At 28.2% G+C, this 16,064-nt stretch carries 13 protein-coding genes; 5 read left to right on the forward strand and 8 right to left on the reverse strand.

Annotated features, from left to right (window positions below; translation table 11 throughout):
- Nucleotides 1-69: 69 nt before the first annotated feature.
- On the reverse strand, nt 70-702 hold the full coding sequence (gene nth, locus XO10_RS05175; protein ID WP_014296520.1) for an endonuclease III: 633 nt from the start codon (nt 700-702) through the stop codon (nt 70-72).
- A 124-nt stretch (nt 703-826) separates the two neighbouring features.
- On the opposite strand from nth, the gene XO10_RS05180 reads away from it, so the two are divergent.
- The 5 genes from XO10_RS05180 (at nt 827) to XO10_RS05200 (ending at nt 7,989) form a co-directional block, all read left to right on the forward strand.
- Nucleotides 827-3,289 (forward strand): CDP-glycerol glycerophosphotransferase family protein, encoded by a 2,463-nt coding sequence (locus tag XO10_RS05180; protein ID WP_175421209.1) that lies wholly within the window; start codon nt 827-829, stop codon nt 3,287-3,289.
- 320 nt (nt 3,290-3,609) lie between these two features.
- Nucleotides 3,610-4,113: a glycerol-3-phosphate cytidylyltransferase gene (gene tagD / locus XO10_RS05185; protein WP_014296522.1), complete on the forward strand. Its 504-nt coding sequence runs from the start codon at nt 3,610-3,612 to the stop codon at nt 4,111-4,113.
- Between the two features lie 409 nt (nt 4,114-4,522).
- Complete coding sequence (locus tag XO10_RS05190; protein WP_175421210.1) at nt 4,523-5,887, forward strand: ATP-binding protein; 1,365 nt, start codon at nt 4,523-4,525, stop codon at nt 5,885-5,887.
- Nucleotides 5,888-6,034: 147 nt separating this feature from the next.
- Entirely contained in the window at nt 6,035-7,300 is a 1,266-nt protein-coding gene (locus XO10_RS05195; RefSeq protein WP_175421211.1) for an AAA family ATPase, read from the forward strand.
- A gap of 47 nt (nt 7,301-7,347) precedes the next feature.
- The gene (locus XO10_RS05200; RefSeq protein WP_014296525.1) at nt 7,348-7,989 is read left to right on the forward strand and encodes an HAD family hydrolase; all 642 of its coding nucleotides are present in this window, start codon (nt 7,348-7,350) and stop codon (nt 7,987-7,989) included.
- A 32-nt stretch (nt 7,990-8,021) separates the two neighbouring features.
- On the opposite strand, the gene XO10_RS05205 is transcribed toward XO10_RS05200, so the two are convergent.
- The 7 genes from XO10_RS05205 to XO10_RS05235 all read right to left on the reverse strand — a co-directional run bounded on the left by XO10_RS05205 (nt 8,022) and on the right by XO10_RS05235 (nt 16,021).
- Entirely contained in the window at nt 8,022-9,008 is a 987-nt protein-coding gene (locus XO10_RS05205; protein WP_175421212.1) for a LacI family DNA-binding transcriptional regulator, read from the reverse strand.
- 18 nt (nt 9,009-9,026) lie between these two features.
- Entirely contained in the window at nt 9,027-10,499 is a 1,473-nt protein-coding gene (gene bgaS / locus XO10_RS05210; protein WP_175421213.1) for a beta-galactosidase BgaS, read from the reverse strand.
- Nucleotides 10,500-10,514: 15 nt separating this feature from the next.
- On the reverse strand, nt 10,515-11,429 hold the full coding sequence (locus XO10_RS05215) for an ABC transporter ATP-binding protein (protein ID WP_014296528.1): 915 nt from the start codon (nt 11,427-11,429) through the stop codon (nt 10,515-10,517).
- Nucleotides 11,422-12,408 carry an ABC transporter ATP-binding protein gene (locus XO10_RS05220; RefSeq protein WP_175421214.1) on the reverse strand — a complete coding sequence of 329 codons (987 nt, stop codon included), beginning with the start codon at nt 12,406-12,408 and terminating at the stop codon, nt 11,422-11,424. The genes XO10_RS05215 and XO10_RS05220 overlap by 8 nt, the downstream gene beginning before the upstream one ends.
- Before the next feature lie 5 nt (nt 12,409-12,413).
- Complete coding sequence (locus tag XO10_RS05225) at nt 12,414-13,277, reverse strand: ABC transporter permease (protein ID WP_014296530.1); 864 nt, start codon at nt 13,275-13,277, stop codon at nt 12,414-12,416.
- A 1-nt stretch (nt 13,278) separates the two neighbouring features.
- On the reverse strand, nt 13,279-14,268 hold the full coding sequence (locus XO10_RS05230; protein ID WP_175421215.1) for an ABC transporter permease: 990 nt from the start codon (nt 14,266-14,268) through the stop codon (nt 13,279-13,281).
- A 67-nt stretch (nt 14,269-14,335) separates the two neighbouring features.
- The gene (locus XO10_RS05235) at nt 14,336-16,021 is read right to left on the reverse strand and encodes an ABC transporter substrate-binding protein (protein ID WP_175418278.1); all 1,686 of its coding nucleotides are present in this window, start codon (nt 16,019-16,021) and stop codon (nt 14,336-14,338) included.
- Nucleotides 16,022-16,064 lie beyond the last annotated feature (43 nt).

Consider the following 16,064-nt stretch of genomic DNA (forward strand, 5'->3'; position numbering starts at 1 on the left):
CCCCGAATATTTTGTTATGATATCATTATAACATAAGAACCCATAATTCGCAAAGCGAATTATGGGTTCTTATTTTTGATTATAATCACATAACTCTTTTATTGGACAAATATCGCACTTCGGATTCCTCGCCTTACAAATATTTCTTCCATGATAAATTAACCAGTGATGCGCCTGTCCCCACAAATTCTTTGGAATTACCTTCATTAAATCCTCTTCGGTTTTTTTAACATCCTTTGCATTTGCCAGTCCAATTCTATTTGCAACTCTAAAGACATGTGTATCAACCGCAATTGCATCTTTTCCAAAAGCTACGCTTAAAATCACATTTGCTGTTTTCCTTCCAACTCCCGGCAATTCCATTAACTCTTCTCTCGTTTGTGGAATTTCTCCATTGTACTTTTCAACCAAAATCTGACATGTTTTTATAATATTCTTGCTTTTTGTTTTGTATAATCCAACACCTTTAATGTATTCCTCAAGCTCCTCAGGATTTAATTTAGCAAAATCATAAGGTGTTTTAAACCTTTTAAACAACTCTGGTGTAACTTTATTTACCTGATTATCGGTTGTCTGTGCTGAAAGCATTACAGCAATTAACAATTCGAAATTATTACTATATTTCAACGCTGTTTTCGATTCGGGATAGGTTTCTGATAGTATTTTTAATATCTTTTTTATTTCCGATTTTGATTTTTTCATTTATTTTATCACCTCGATACTATTATATCATATTATTTTACCAATATTTTGTACGATTATATTTATGATATAATATAGAAAAGAGTACTTTTAATACAAAAATTTAATACTTAGGAGGAAGTCCATGGCATTAAAAAAATTTTTTGAAAAAAATGAATTTAGTAAAGTAATTGATCTGTTTAATTCAAAAAATCATAAAACTGAAGAAGACTATATTATCACTGCTTTATCTTATTTTAATTTAAATCAAACAAATAAAGCTATTTCTCTTTTAAAAGAAATTTTAAGAGAAAATCCAGACAATTTGGATGCTCTTTTTAATCTAACAACTATATATTATAAAATAAAAAACTGGAATAAAGTAAAAGAATTTGGTTTAAAATATTATGAAAAGGATAATAATGATTGGGCCATTAATGATATGCTGGCAGAATTATGGCTATTTGAAGGTGATTTTGACAAAAGTTTATTCCATTTAGAAAATGCATTTAATGCTGCGCCATCTGAAATGTCAGCGTATTTTAAAAATAGAATTTCCATTTTTAAAGAAAAAATTAATAAAGTAAAAAAATTACCAAAATTGGCTTTTATATGCGCTAAAGGTTTAGATAATTTTATCAATGATATTATAGATGGTTTATCAGAAAATTATTGGGTAAGAAAATTTGTTGTAACCACAGATAAAGAAATATACTCTGCTATTGATTGGGCTGACATCATATGGTTTGAATGGGCTAACGAAGTAGCTATAATTGGAAGTAATTATCCTAAAACTAAATTTAAACCTACAATACTAAGATTACATGGTTATGAGTCTTTAAGACTTGATTTTCTAAATTCAATAAATTGGAATTCTATTGATGAAATAATTTTTGTTGCAAAAAATGTTATGAACACTGCTATAAATAATAATCCTATTTTAAAACAAAAAAAGACTTCTCTTATCCCAAATGGAATTCCCTTAGAAAAATATACTTTTAAAAAAAGAAAAAAAGGTTTTAAATTAGCTTTTTTGGGTCACTTTAATTATAAAAAGAATCCCATGTTAATGATACAAATACTTCATAAATTAGTCTCCATAGATAAAAGATATGTAATGCATTGGGGAGGAACTATACAAGATGAAAGAATATGGAGATACATAAATTATATATTAGAAGATATGAATCTATCTGAACATTTTATATTTGATGGTTGGATAGAAGATACCGATAAATGGCTTGAAGATAAAGATATCTTTTTATCTACAAGCATCCACGAAGGATATGGTATAGCTATAATGGAAGCTATGGCAAAAGGAATAAAACCTGTTATACATAATTTTTATATAGCAAAAGAATTTTATCCTGAAAATATTATTTTTAATACCGTAGATGAAGCAGTTAATATGATAATTTCTGATGATTATGATTCAGAAAAATATAGAAAATTTATAGAAAAATATTCGTTAGATAAACAAATTGATGAAATAAAAAAAATCATAAAAATTCAAACAGCAAAACAATCATCAAATAATTATTATTTAAAAAAGGAAATATTGACGTTATATTATAAATCATTTAGTGGCTCAAATACAATATCGTTGTATAAATTAAATTCATGGAAAATAAAAGAAAAATATGATATCAAATTATACAAATTAACTGCTAATTTTTTTAAGAAAAAAGAAATATTGAAAAGTAAAATGATAATTACAACACATGGACCGATATTTAAAAATAATAATATTATAAATTTGGAGTTATGGCATGGCTTTCCATTAAAGGCTATGGGATTAATGGATAACAACGAAAAAAATAAAATTAAGGTTAAAAAAATATTTAGCAATACAGATTATATTATTTCTTATTCTAATATGTATAGTATGTTAATGTCTGCTTGTACAGGAATTCCAAAGGAGAAATTTTTTATCACAGGAATGCCGCGAAATGATTTCTTATTTTTATCAAGTGGAAAAAATAATATATCAAAATTTTATAATGTTCTTGATAAAAAGATAATATTTTTTATGCCGACTTTTAGATTTGGATTTAACAGAGTGGAAGGAAAGAAAAATTTTAATAATATATTTGGATTTGAACATTTTGATTATGAAGTTTTTTTTGAATTTTTAAAACAAAATAATATATTATTTATTGCCAAACTTCATCCAAATGAAGAAAATAAAATTAATATAAATATAAATAATGAAAATTTTAAATTATTAAGAGATAGAGACCTAGAAAAAAATAATATGGATTTATATGAATTAATAAATGGAGTTGATTTATTAATTACTGACTATTCTTCTATATATTTTGATTATTTATTATTGAATAAACCTATAATTTTTACACCAGTTGATCTTGAGGAATATAAAAAAACAAGAGGTCTTCTATTAGACCCGTATGACTACTGGACCCCAGGTGAAAAAGCATTGACTCAAAAAGAATTACAGAAATATATTTTAAAAGCTTTCAATAATGATGAATATAGTGAAAAAAGAAATGAAATAAAGAATATTATTCATTATTATCAAGATGAAAAGTCATCTCAAAGAGTATGGAATCTGATAGATGAATTAATAGGTAGAAAAAAAATTTTTTAATAAAAATTTTAATCACTTCTTGCAAGATTTATAAAAAATAAGAAAATGATATTCTAAGAATCATAACATAAATGGTATGAATTTACTGATATTGTAAAAAATAATTCCAATAATTCTAATTTTTTAAAAAAACTTGAATATTATAAATGTCTTTTTCTTCTCGAAAAAGAGTTTTTTTAATTAATCAGATTTTAGTAATACTTAATTAATTTTGATGATTTTTATTATACTATTTTTTCTCCAATATCCAAAACCCATGTTAAAAAAATACAAAATTTTAACTACTAAAATAATAAAGAATTTAATTTTGAGGTGAAAAAATGAAAACAGTAATAACCTATGGGACATTTGATTTATTTCATATAGGACATCTTAAATTATTGCAAAGAGCAAAAGAACTAGGAGATAGATTAATAGTAGCAGTTTCAACTGATGAATTTAATGCAATAAAAGGAAAAAAATCTATAATCCCCTACGATCAAAGAGCAGAAATCGTTAAAAATATTAAATGTGTTGATATGGTTATTCCAGAAAAAAATTGGGAACAAAAAATTGAAGATATTAAAAAATATAATGTAGATATTTTTGTAATGGGAGAAGATTGGAAAGGAAAATTTGATTTTTTAAAAGAATATTGTGAAGTTGTATATTTACCAAGAACAGAGGGAATATCCTCTACAGAAATAAAACAAATTCTACAACATATCTCTAAACTATCTACCACCGAATTAAAAAAAGCTTTAGATATATTGACAAAAATAGATTTTGAAGAATTGAAAGAAGCTTTTCAAATTTTAGAACAACTAAAAAAGAATTTATGGTAAATAATTTATTAGTAATAAATATTTAAGAAAAATAAGTATTGTATTTTACTTAGAAAAGCGGACACTGAAAAATTATCAAAAAATATTATAATAGAAAAAGAAAAAAATGACCACGTGAGTGAAAATAGAAAAAGATATAGATTGAATTCAAAGAATAAATAATAAAATTATGTGAAGTGTGTAAAAAAGTATATGATTTGAGTCACGATATAGCATAAGTAATATAATTATTTATAAAAGAATCATACCTTTTAAAATCTTCTGGAATTTTTATGAGATTCCAGAAGTTTTTTTATTTAATTAATTTGCTTATAATAGAATTTTATGCTATAATAAAAATACAAAGATATGTTTGCTAAATATATCTTTTGCAAATATACTTTTGTATTTTTTAATAGGAGAAGATACTATGAAAATGATAAATCGTGAAAAAGAAAAAGATTTTTTAGAAAAAAAAATTTATTCAAATAAAAGTGAATTAATAATTCTATATGGCCGAAGAAGGGTTGGAAAAACCTTCTTACTGGAAAAAACCTTTGAAGAAAAGGCTGTATTTTTCACTGCTGATCTTTCTAATACTTCATATCTAATCAATAGATTTTCCAGGGAAATAATATCCAAACTTCCAAATTTTCCCGGAAATATCCAGGTTAATCAATGGGATGATTTTTTTGGTTTATTGAAAATGTATTTACTACAAAATAGAGATAAAATAATAATATTCGATGAATTTCAATATATTCCATTTCAGGATTCTTCATTTATGTCTATATTCCAAAGATGGTGGGATATAGAATTCAGTAAGATGAATGTTAATTTTATTTTATGTGGTTCATATTCCGGAATGATAGAAAAAATTGCACTTGAACATAATAGTCCATTATATGGTCGAAGAACTGGTCAATATAAAATATTACCCATGGATTTCTTTGATTCTTCAAAGTTTCTTCCTAATTTCAATATTGAAGATAAAATATATATATATAGTATAACTGATGGTATTCCACTATACTTAAAAGAATTTTCTGAATTTTCTAATTTTGAAGAGGCACTTTTTAATAGAGTGTTTTCACCAGGGGAATTTCTCGTTGAAGAAGGAAAATTCTTAACTATGGAAGAATTTAAAAAGGATCCTTCAAATTATTTTTCCATTATGCGAGTAATTGCCGATGGAAAAACTTCACCTGTAGAAATTTCAAATTTCAGTGGTGTAGAAAATAGAAAGATTTCCACATACCTTTCAAAGTTGCTGGATGTTGAACTAATAAAAAAGGAATTTCCCGTTTCATTAAAAAAACCAAAAAGAAAACCGTTGTATTATATAAATGATGAGTATATAAAATTTTATTTTAAATATATTTTTCCAAATATAGATATAATTTATAGGGGACACGGAGAGCAACTTGTTAAAAGTATCCTTATGGAAATAAATAATTATACATCATTTACTTTTGAAAAAATAGCAAGGCAATACATAGAAAGAGTTGAATCACCACAAAAGATTGGAAAATGGTGGAATAAAGATATAGAAATTGATATTGCAGCTATAAAAGAAAACAAAGTAATTGTTGGAGAATGTAAATGGACAAATAAAAAGGTTGATAATAGAGTTTTGCAAAAGTTACAGCTGAAAACTCAAAAAATGATAGAAGAATGGAATTTTGAACCTGATGAAATTATTTATTATCTATTCTCAAAATCAGGATTTACAAACATTTTAGAAGCAGAAAATATAAAACTTATTGATTTAGAAAGCTTATCAGAACTTATATAAAATTTACTTTTAAAGTTTCATATAATATCAGCAAAAAACTTCTGGAATTATCCTTTTAAATTCCAGAAGTTTTTTATATTAATCTGTTATGATATAATCAATATAGAGAATTATTAAACCGATTTATACAACCAAGAGGTGAAGTAAATGAAAAAGAAAATACCATATGGAAAGCAAAATTTTGAGGTAATAAGAAAACAAAATTATTATTATGTTGATAGAACAGAATATATAGAAAAATTGGAAAAATTAGATGAAACATATATAGTATTTTTAAGACCAAGAAAATTTGGAAAAACATTGTTTTTAGATACACTTGGAAAATATTATGATATTAATTATAAAAACAAATTTGAAGAATTATTTGGAGATTTATATATCGGCAAAAATCCAACACCATTAAAAAATGAATATTACATATTATATATGGATTTTTCAGGAATACAAACAGAAAACAAGGATATATTAATAAAAAGTTTTAAAAACAATGTAATTGTATATCTTGAGAATTTTAATAGTAGATATAATTTAAAAATAAAAATAGAAAAGGAATTCAGTGAACCAGCAGATATAATAAGAGCATTCTTAAACAATGCAATTGAAGTATTAGACAAACCAATATACTTATTGATAGACGAATATGATCATTTTGCAAATGAATTATTGAGTTTCAATCTTGATCTGTTCAGAAATAGCGTAACAAAACATGGATTTGTAAGAAAATTCTACGAAGAAATAAAAAAAGGAACCAAGACAATTATAGAAAGAATATTCATGACAGGAGTAAGTCCAATAATGCTGGATTCATTAACCAGTGGATTCAATATTACAAAGAATAAGACTACAGATATAAACTTCAATAAAATGCTTGGATTTACAAAAGAAGAAGTAATTCAATTACTTGAATATTATGAGATATACTCTGATAAATTATTAAAGGAAATGGAAGAGAATTATAATGGCTATAAGTTCAATTCAGATGCAACTGAAACAGTATATCATCCAAACATGATATTTTATTCTATTAAGGAGTATTTATCTAAAGGAAAAATACCAGAAAAAATAATTGATGATGATACAGAAAAATATTATGAAAGAATTAAAAATCTTTTTGAATTTGCAATATTTTCGGATGATAAAAAAGAAAAATCTAATATTCCATTAAAAGAATATGGATTGAGAAGAATAATAGGAGATAAGTTAAAGGAAATATGTGAAAAAGAAGAAATTTTTATAAACGAGCTTGCAACAAAAATATATTCTGATTATATGCCGAATGCAAAAGAAATAAAATCATTGTTGTTTTATGAAGGATTCCTGACTCTTGAAAAAGAGGGAATAAAAACGTATTTAAAAATACCAAATCATTCAATGAAAAATGTATTTTTAAAATTTAGTGAAAAATATTATTGAAATTCAATCTTTGTTGGGAAAGATGCTAAGTTTGTTGAGGAAGTGAAATGATGAAATACAAATATCTATTTTTTGATATGGATGGAACTTTGTTTGAAACATCAAGAGGAATTATATACTCACTACAAAAGGCTTATAAAATTAATAATCTAACGCCTTTGCCTGAAGACAAAATAAAAAAATTAATAGGTCCTACACTTGATGAAATAATGAACATATTATTTGGTGAAGAAAATACAGAATTAAAAATGAAAGTACGAGAAGATTTTAGAATGACATATGCAAAAGAAGGCGTTTTTATGCTGGATTTATATCCTGAAGTAATGGATACACTGGAAAAATTATATTCCAAAAATAGAATAATGTACATAGTTACATCAAAACCAGAAATCTTTGCATCTCAAATTCTTGAGAAATTTAATATGTCCAGATTTTTCAAAAAAATATGTGGTGTGCCTTTAGATGGTAAAATTCCTCCAAAATCAGAACGTTTAAAAAATCTCATAATAGAAGAAAATATTCCTTTAAAAGAAGGATTAATGATCGGAGACACTTTAAGTGACGCAAAGGCTGCATGGGAAAACAATGTGGATTTTGCATGGATAAGTTTTGGTTTTGGCCATGAAAATGAAATTAAAAAATATGATTATAAAATAAATAATTTCTCTCAATTACTTAATCTAAAATAAACAAATATAGCTCTTTTGGGAATCCAAAAGAGCTATATTTGTTTTACCGAACTTCTTTTTATTAATTCAGTAGGAAGTATTATTCTGCGTTTCACTTTACTTCCTTTTCCTTCAATCCGTTCTATTATAAGTTTTGCTGCCATTTCACCCATTTCAAATCTTGGTTGCTTAATCGTTGTTAAAGGCGGATAGAGAAATTTAGAGTATCTGTCATCATCAAATCCTATTACAGAAACATCGTCAGGAATACTTAAACCGCTTTCATATAACGCTCTCATTCCACCTAACGCATTTTGATCATTGGAAAAGAATATTGCTGTAAAGTTTTTTCCATGTTTTTCAAGATGCTCTTTTATAGGATAATATCCCCCTTCAAATTCAAAATTACCTTCTAAAACTGTTAACTCTAAGTTTTTCCGTTTTGCAAAATCCTTTACAGCCTGTTCTCTTTCATATGTTGAATATGTATTTCTACTCGCCTGAACAAATAGTATCTTTCTATGACCCATTTTATACAAATATTTTATTCCATTATAAGCAGATTGGTAATTATCAATTCCAACGGAATCCACTTTTATATTTGAATCTTTTCTATCAACGGCTACAACAGGAATAGCTGTCTTTATTAACTTTTCTATATGTTCATCATCATTTTTAGTTGTACAAATTATTATTCCATCTACTCTCCTTGAAAAAAACTGTTCAAGGATTTCCTTTTCTTTATTTATTAATTGAGAAGTTGAACTAAGAAAGCTATCATAACCATTTGCCGTTAATTCAGTTTCTATTCCTTCTGCAATTAGATTATAATGATTTCCCCATAATGTTGGAACGAGAATTCCAATAAGATGATGCAACTTTCTTTTGGCAACTTGAGGTGGTTGATAATCATATTCTTTAAGTGCTTTAAGCACTTTTTTTCGTGTTTCTTCAGAAACATTATCAGCTCCATTTAAGACACGGGAAATTGTAGCAATTGAAATACCTATTTTCTTTGAAATTTCCCTCAAAGTTGCCATATTATCACCTCTTTTTTATCACAATAATTTATACGGATATTTTACATAATTCTCCATATAATCTGGAATTCCATTTTCCTGAATTATTTTCTGATACACAAGAAATCCCGGTTTTATTGTCCTCTTTTTACTTTCAAAATCAACATGCACAAGACCAAATCTTTTTGAAAATCCATGTGGCCATTCATAATTATCCATAAAAGACCAATACATATATCCTCTTACATTTGCACCTTTTTTAATAGCATTATACACGCTATTAAGATGAGAAACAAGATAATATGGTATATATCTTCCTGTACTTTCTCCAATTCCATTTTCTGTAATAAATATTTCAGGAGAATTATAACGTTCATTTAATTTCAGAATTATTTTCTCAAGACCTTCAGGATATATCTCCCATCCCATATCTGAAACAGGTCTTCCTGATTTTGCTATACTTCCAGGGACACATGCATATCCATAACCTGGAACAACATTCCAGCCATATTTTCCTTCTTTTCTTACCACAATTCTTGTATAATAATTAATTCCAAGAAAATCTGTTTTCCCATCCATATCTTTTCTATATACATGATTATTGTTTATATTAAAATCCACCATTCCCTTAAATATCATATCTGTATATTGAAAATTAGAAAAATACATGGCTTTTTCTGCTGCTTCTTTATCGTTCTCTGTTTCTGGATCAGCCCATGAGAATGAATAAATAAATCCCACTGGTTTGTTGCTAATTCTTTTTATAGCGTCATATGCCCTACAATGTGCTTCAGCCTGGTGTTTCTGGCTTTTTTTGTAAAATTCTTCATTAATAATTGCAGGGGGGAATCCGGCCTTTGGCTGGGTATAGCCTAATGAAGATACTATTTGCGGTTCATTCATAGTAGACCAAAAATCTACATAATCATCAAGTTCGGAGGCTATAAACGCGGCGTATTTTGTAAATTCAACAACAGAGCGTTTTTCTACCCAGCCAAGAGGACCGTTATGTTCAAGATTCACCTTTACCGGGTCATGAATCCAAAGTGGCAATGTAAAATGGTTAAGATTTACCATTACTTTTATGCCTCTATCTTTTAAATCGCGTATCATTTCTTTATAATGTTCGAGGTTTTCCAAGTTCGCAATATTTCTTAATTGTTTAAGCGTATCTTCTGTAATCTCAACATCAATAATATCGTTATTATATTCATTCACATTAACTCGAATGCTTTCTGTTGAATCTGGAAATATTCTTGACCACTCGATACCCACTCTTACTATTTTTACACCTAATTCTTTCATTAAATTATGATCATTCTTATATAATTCCCAATAATTAGGACCATTCTCAGGAAAATCACCGCTTACAAGTCCAGCTGAAATTATTCTCTTATCGTGTACCCATTCATACCAATCGCTATTTTCATCGATTCCTGTTTTTCCACCCATTTCAAATTGAAAACCTGACATTGATATTCCAAAAAGAAAATCTTCATTGAATTTTAGCATAATTGCACCTCCAGGTTATTTTTTCACTTTAACATAATGATTTTTGCTAATAGCTTCATATATAGTTGATTTTTCTTTGTTTGCCTGATAATACAATTCTATTTCTTTTATTATTGTTTCCGGTATAAACTTTTCATTTTTATCCCATTTCCTGTCTATTTCTGGAACAGAATTAAGAAGCATTTTTGTATACGGATGTTGAGGATTGTTATATACTTCTACCGTATCCCCTTTTTCCACAATTTCGCCTTTGTACATTATTAATGTTGTATCACTGAGATAATATCCAAGCGAAAGATCATGAGTTATAAATATTATTGACATACCTGTTTTTTCACTAATTTCAGCAAGAAGATTAAGTACATCTATTCTTGTTGAAGCATCGAGCATACTGATTAATTCATCGGCAACAAGCACCTTTACATTCATCAACAAAGCCCTGGCTATTAACAATCTTTGCAATTGACCACCGCTCAATTGATGCGGATATTTGCCAAGGATATTTGTTGGATTCATTCCTACTTGTGAGATAACCTTTTCTATTTTTTCCTTTCTGTTTTTCTCCTCTGGAAAAAAGTTATCAAATATCATATTAAATACTCTATTTATTTTAAATAAAGTATTAAATGATGAAAATGGATCTTGAAATATAGCCTGAACATTTCTATAATATTCCTTCACTTCATTCTTTTTTAAATCCCATATATCTTTATTTTCAAATAATATCTTTCCAGATGTTGGTTTTAATAATCTGAGAATCATCTTTCCAACAGTGGTTTTTCCGCTTCCACTTTCACCAATAAGGGATATAATTTCACCTTTATTTATTTCAAAAGAAACATTGTTTACAGCTTTAAATCTCTTTTTTGAAAAAAAATCAAGATCAAATTCTTTCGTAAGATTTTCTATTTTCATTATTATTTCATTCATTGTTTTCACCTTCAATTTTTTTCCAGTTCCAGCAAGCTATTTGATGATCTGAAGATAATTCCTCTATTTTAGGCGTTTTTGTTTTACATATTTCTGTTGCATATGGACATCTAAATCTAAACCTACAACCTTCACCGATATTTAAAAGATTTGGTGGTGTCCCTTCTATACTGGTTAATTTCTTTTCCTTATATCTTATATTGCTTTTTGGTATGGAATTTACCAGTGCTTGTGTATATGGATGTTTTGGATTGTGCAATATTGTTTCTGTATCCCCAATTTCTGCAACCTGCCCTGCATACATAATCATTATTCTATCTGCAATTTGATTTAGCACAGCAACATCGTGTGTAATAAATATCATAGATTTTATTATTCCCAAATCTCGAAATTTAACAAGCATATCACAGACATATCTCTGGGAACTTACATCTAATGCTGAGGTTACTTCATCTGCTATTAAAAGATCTGGATCAAGTAATGTTGATATAACCATTATCATTCTTTGTTTCATTCCACCTGATAACTCAACAGAATATTTGTTTAATACACTTTCATCCAGATTAACAAGTCTAAGTCTCTCTTTCACCTTTTCAAAAAATTTATTATCTGGATTAATCCCATGCTCTTTTACAAGATCCGAAATAAATTTTTTTATTTTCTTAGTAGGGCTAAATGCATCCATTGCATATTGTGGAATTATAGAAATATCTTTAAACCTTATCCTTTTCATTTCTTTTTTTGATAATGCCATGAGATTTATCCCATTTAATTTTGCTTCACCAGAAATATATTTCATAGGCGGTTTTAAAAGAATTAACCCATTCCCCAACGTACTTTTTCCACACCCAGACTCACCAGCAATCCCAAGAATTTCACCGGATTTTATATAAAAACTTACATCATCTATAGCTTTTACATAACCTTTTAAGGTTTTATAGTATATTTTAAGATTATTTACTTCAAGTACTTTTTCCATTATTATCACATCTCCCGTAATTTTGGATTAAATACTTCATCTAATCCCGTGTTTATAAAGTATAGTGACGATACGAGTAATGTAATTACAAGCCCTGGAATAATAGCCCACCACCACATTCCAAGTTGAACCGCATTCCAATCTCTGGCAATTTGCATCATTAAACCAAGTGAAATGCCTTTTGTCGGACCAAGACCTATAAAGTCTAATGTAACTGCTGATAATACTGCGCCAGCAAATTGAAGTATAAATACCATAAATATATATGAAAACATATTTGAGGCAATATCTTCAATTATGATTTTCCCTGTTGGTAATGAAGAAATTCTTGATAGATTGACAAATTCCTTGTTTTTTATTGACATAGTAAGTGATCTTATGGCTCTTGCTGTCCATGGCCAATTTGTAATACCAATAATGATACTTTCAAATACCATTCCTCTAAATGAAAGGTATGAAGAAATTATTATTAATATTGCAAGTGTCGGAATTACAAGCATTACATTTGTAAGCATCATAAGTAATTCATCTACCCATTTACCTTTATAGCCCGAAAGAAATCCAACAAATAATCCAATTATTGTAGCAAGTGTTCCACCAAAAAATCCAACAAAATATGAGCTCCTTAAACCATATACCAATTGTGTATATACATCATGACCAAAAATATCTGTACCAAGCCAATATTCCTTACCTGGCGGCATATATCCAGGACCTGCATATTCTAAAGGTCCATATTTTGACAAATGAGGGCCTACTAACCCCAACAGAAGAAAAAATAAAAATACAAAAAAACCAAATAAAACCTTTTTATTTCTAAGCATAAAATATAAGTAGTCATTATTCTTAATTTTTTCTTTTAATGTCATATCAAACCTCCTCGGTATATGAAAACCTTATTCTTGGATCTATAAATACATATATTAAATCAACTATAAAGTTTCCTAATAATACCATTATGACTATAAATAAGAAACAACCTTGAATAAGGAAATAATCCTGATTTTGTATAGCCTGCAATAATAAAAATCCTAATCCCGGATATGAAAAAACCGCTTCTGTTGTTAATGATCCCAGAATAATCGTTCCAAGTTGCAACGCCAACCCTGTAACCTGAGGGAGTATTGCATTTCTGTATGCATATTTTCTTATCAATTTATCAGAAGCGCCTAATGCTTCCATATATTTTGAATAATTTGATCCCATTTCATATATAATCATATTTCTCATACCAATAGCCCAACCACCAAGCATAACAAGAAACAACGATAAAAACGGCAGTGCAAGATGATATAAGAAATCAAGAATAAATTCAAGTGAAAAGCTTGGTGTCATTGTATAACTATATGCTCCTGATAATGGAAATATTGGTATTACAAATCCCAAAAACCATGCCATTAACATTGCCATCCAAAAATATGGCGATGATGTAAGAAAAAAGAATATAGGGATTATACTATTGTCAGTCTTTTTATTAATAGCTGCCAAAGCACCAAGTTTATTACCTGCTATCCAGCTTAAAACTATGGCAGGAACTAATAAAAAGAAGTCATATATAATAGATCCCTGTATTATCTCCATTACTTTTCTTGGATAAAGAAATACACTAATACCCAGATCACCCTTAAATAACGCAACCCAGAAATTTATATATTGCTTCCATAATGGTTGATCTAAACCAAATGCTTTTGTAAAATATGAATTTAATCTTTCTGTTGCTTCAGGCAATCCAGCAAATCTTGACATTAATAGGGATATAGGGTCACCAGGCATAAACCTTGGAATAGCCCAATCTATGGAAACAGCAACAAAGAATGTTATTAAATATATGAAAACCTTTTTTCGTAAATATTTCCACATTATATTTCCTCCTGATTTTAATATTATGCCCCAACTCCATTAAAGAGTTGGAGCATAGTATAGAATTTTATTTTGCAGGTTTAAGTTTTAATATCATCATGCTTCCGCCTATTTGCCATCTTCCACTCCATAATGATGGCCATGCATATGGTTGATTTTCATCTGGATAATTTGTCCAGTATTTTTCACTTGCCTGGAACCACATACCGTTATACCAAACAGGAATTACTGGCATTTCTTCAAGCATTATTTTCTCTATTTCAGATGCAATTTTTTTGCCTTTTTCAAGATCCTTTGTTTTGTTAAATTCTGCTACTAAACTAAATAATTTTTCATTTTCATATCTTCCCCAGTTTCCACCATAGGCTTTTTCGTTCTTTATCTGCTGAGATTCAAATAACCAGTTGAAATATGTCCATGGTGTTGATGTTACATTACTTCCAAAGTTGTTTAATAATATATCGAATCCATCTGAATACATATCTTCTGCATATTTACTGTAATCAGGAAATTTTGGTTCTGTCTTTATTCCAATCTTTTCAAAATCAGCTGCAATTAATTTTATAGATTCCATCCAGTCTGTCCAACCAAAAGGAACTATAATTGTTAAACTGATTTTATCTCCGTTTGGCATTTCTCTGAAACCATCACCATCTATATCTTTGTATCCTGCTTCATCGAGTAATTTTTTAGCTTCTGCAGGGCTGTATTTAAATCCATATTTTTCAACAACATCTTTATCATAATACTTCATCCATGAATCAACAGGTAAAAATCCAACTGGATTTGCAGGTTCAACCTGATATTCAAAAACTCTTCTAATTATAGGAGCTACATTAATTGAATAAGCAAGAGCTTTCCTGAATTTTGGATCGTCCATAGGTTTTTTCTTTGTATTTAAGAATAATAATGCTGTGTTGTCTGATAACATATAAGGAGCATCTTTAAACCATGTTTTTATTCCATATATTCTTTTTATGGATGGAATACCTGGTAAGAAGAAATTACTTACATCAAGTTCGCCTTTCATTAGCATACCAAGAGCAACATTATTTGAGAATATCTTCAATTCAATCAATCTCTTTGGTGCAGGAAGTCCAAATACATCTTTACCCCACCAATTATCGTTTCTGACAAAAATCATTCTGTCATCTGTATGACTTTCTGCCATATACATACCTGAACCAATAGGATTTTCATTTGCCAATGACATTAAACTATCAACAGGATATTTACTCCATATATGTTCTGGGATTATTGCAATCTGATATAACTGATAATCCCATTCATGATATCTTGGTTCTGAAAATGTAAATAATACTTCGTAATCGCTAAGTTTTTCAACCTTATCTAACCAATTCCAGATTGATGCATATGGAATTCCTTTATTCTTTTTTGTGATTTCAAATGTAAATACAACATCATCAGCTGTCAATGCTTCACCATCTGTCCATTTTACGTTTTCTCTTAATTTTACATAATACTGATTATCGTTTTTCCAATACCCTTTTTCTGCTAACCATGGAACAAGTTCATTGCTTATAGGATCATAATTGAATAATGTTTCGTAAATTCCACCAATTGTTCCTGGAACAGCTGCCCATGGAACTAAAGGATTCCAGTTTGAAGGTGCGCTCCATAATCCTCCACCAAAGAAGAATGTTTCTTCTCTTTTAAATGTTTCACCAAACATACTTACTGCAAATACCAGAAGAATTGCAATAATACCCATTCTTTTAAGCCAGTTCTTCATAGATAATACCCCCTTTTAGATTGTCGTAATGTTACTATATCAT

The sequence above is a fragment of the Marinitoga sp. 1135 genome (genome assembly GCF_013363245.1).
Lineage (GTDB): Bacteria > Thermotogota > Thermotogae > Petrotogales > Petrotogaceae > Marinitoga > Marinitoga piezophila.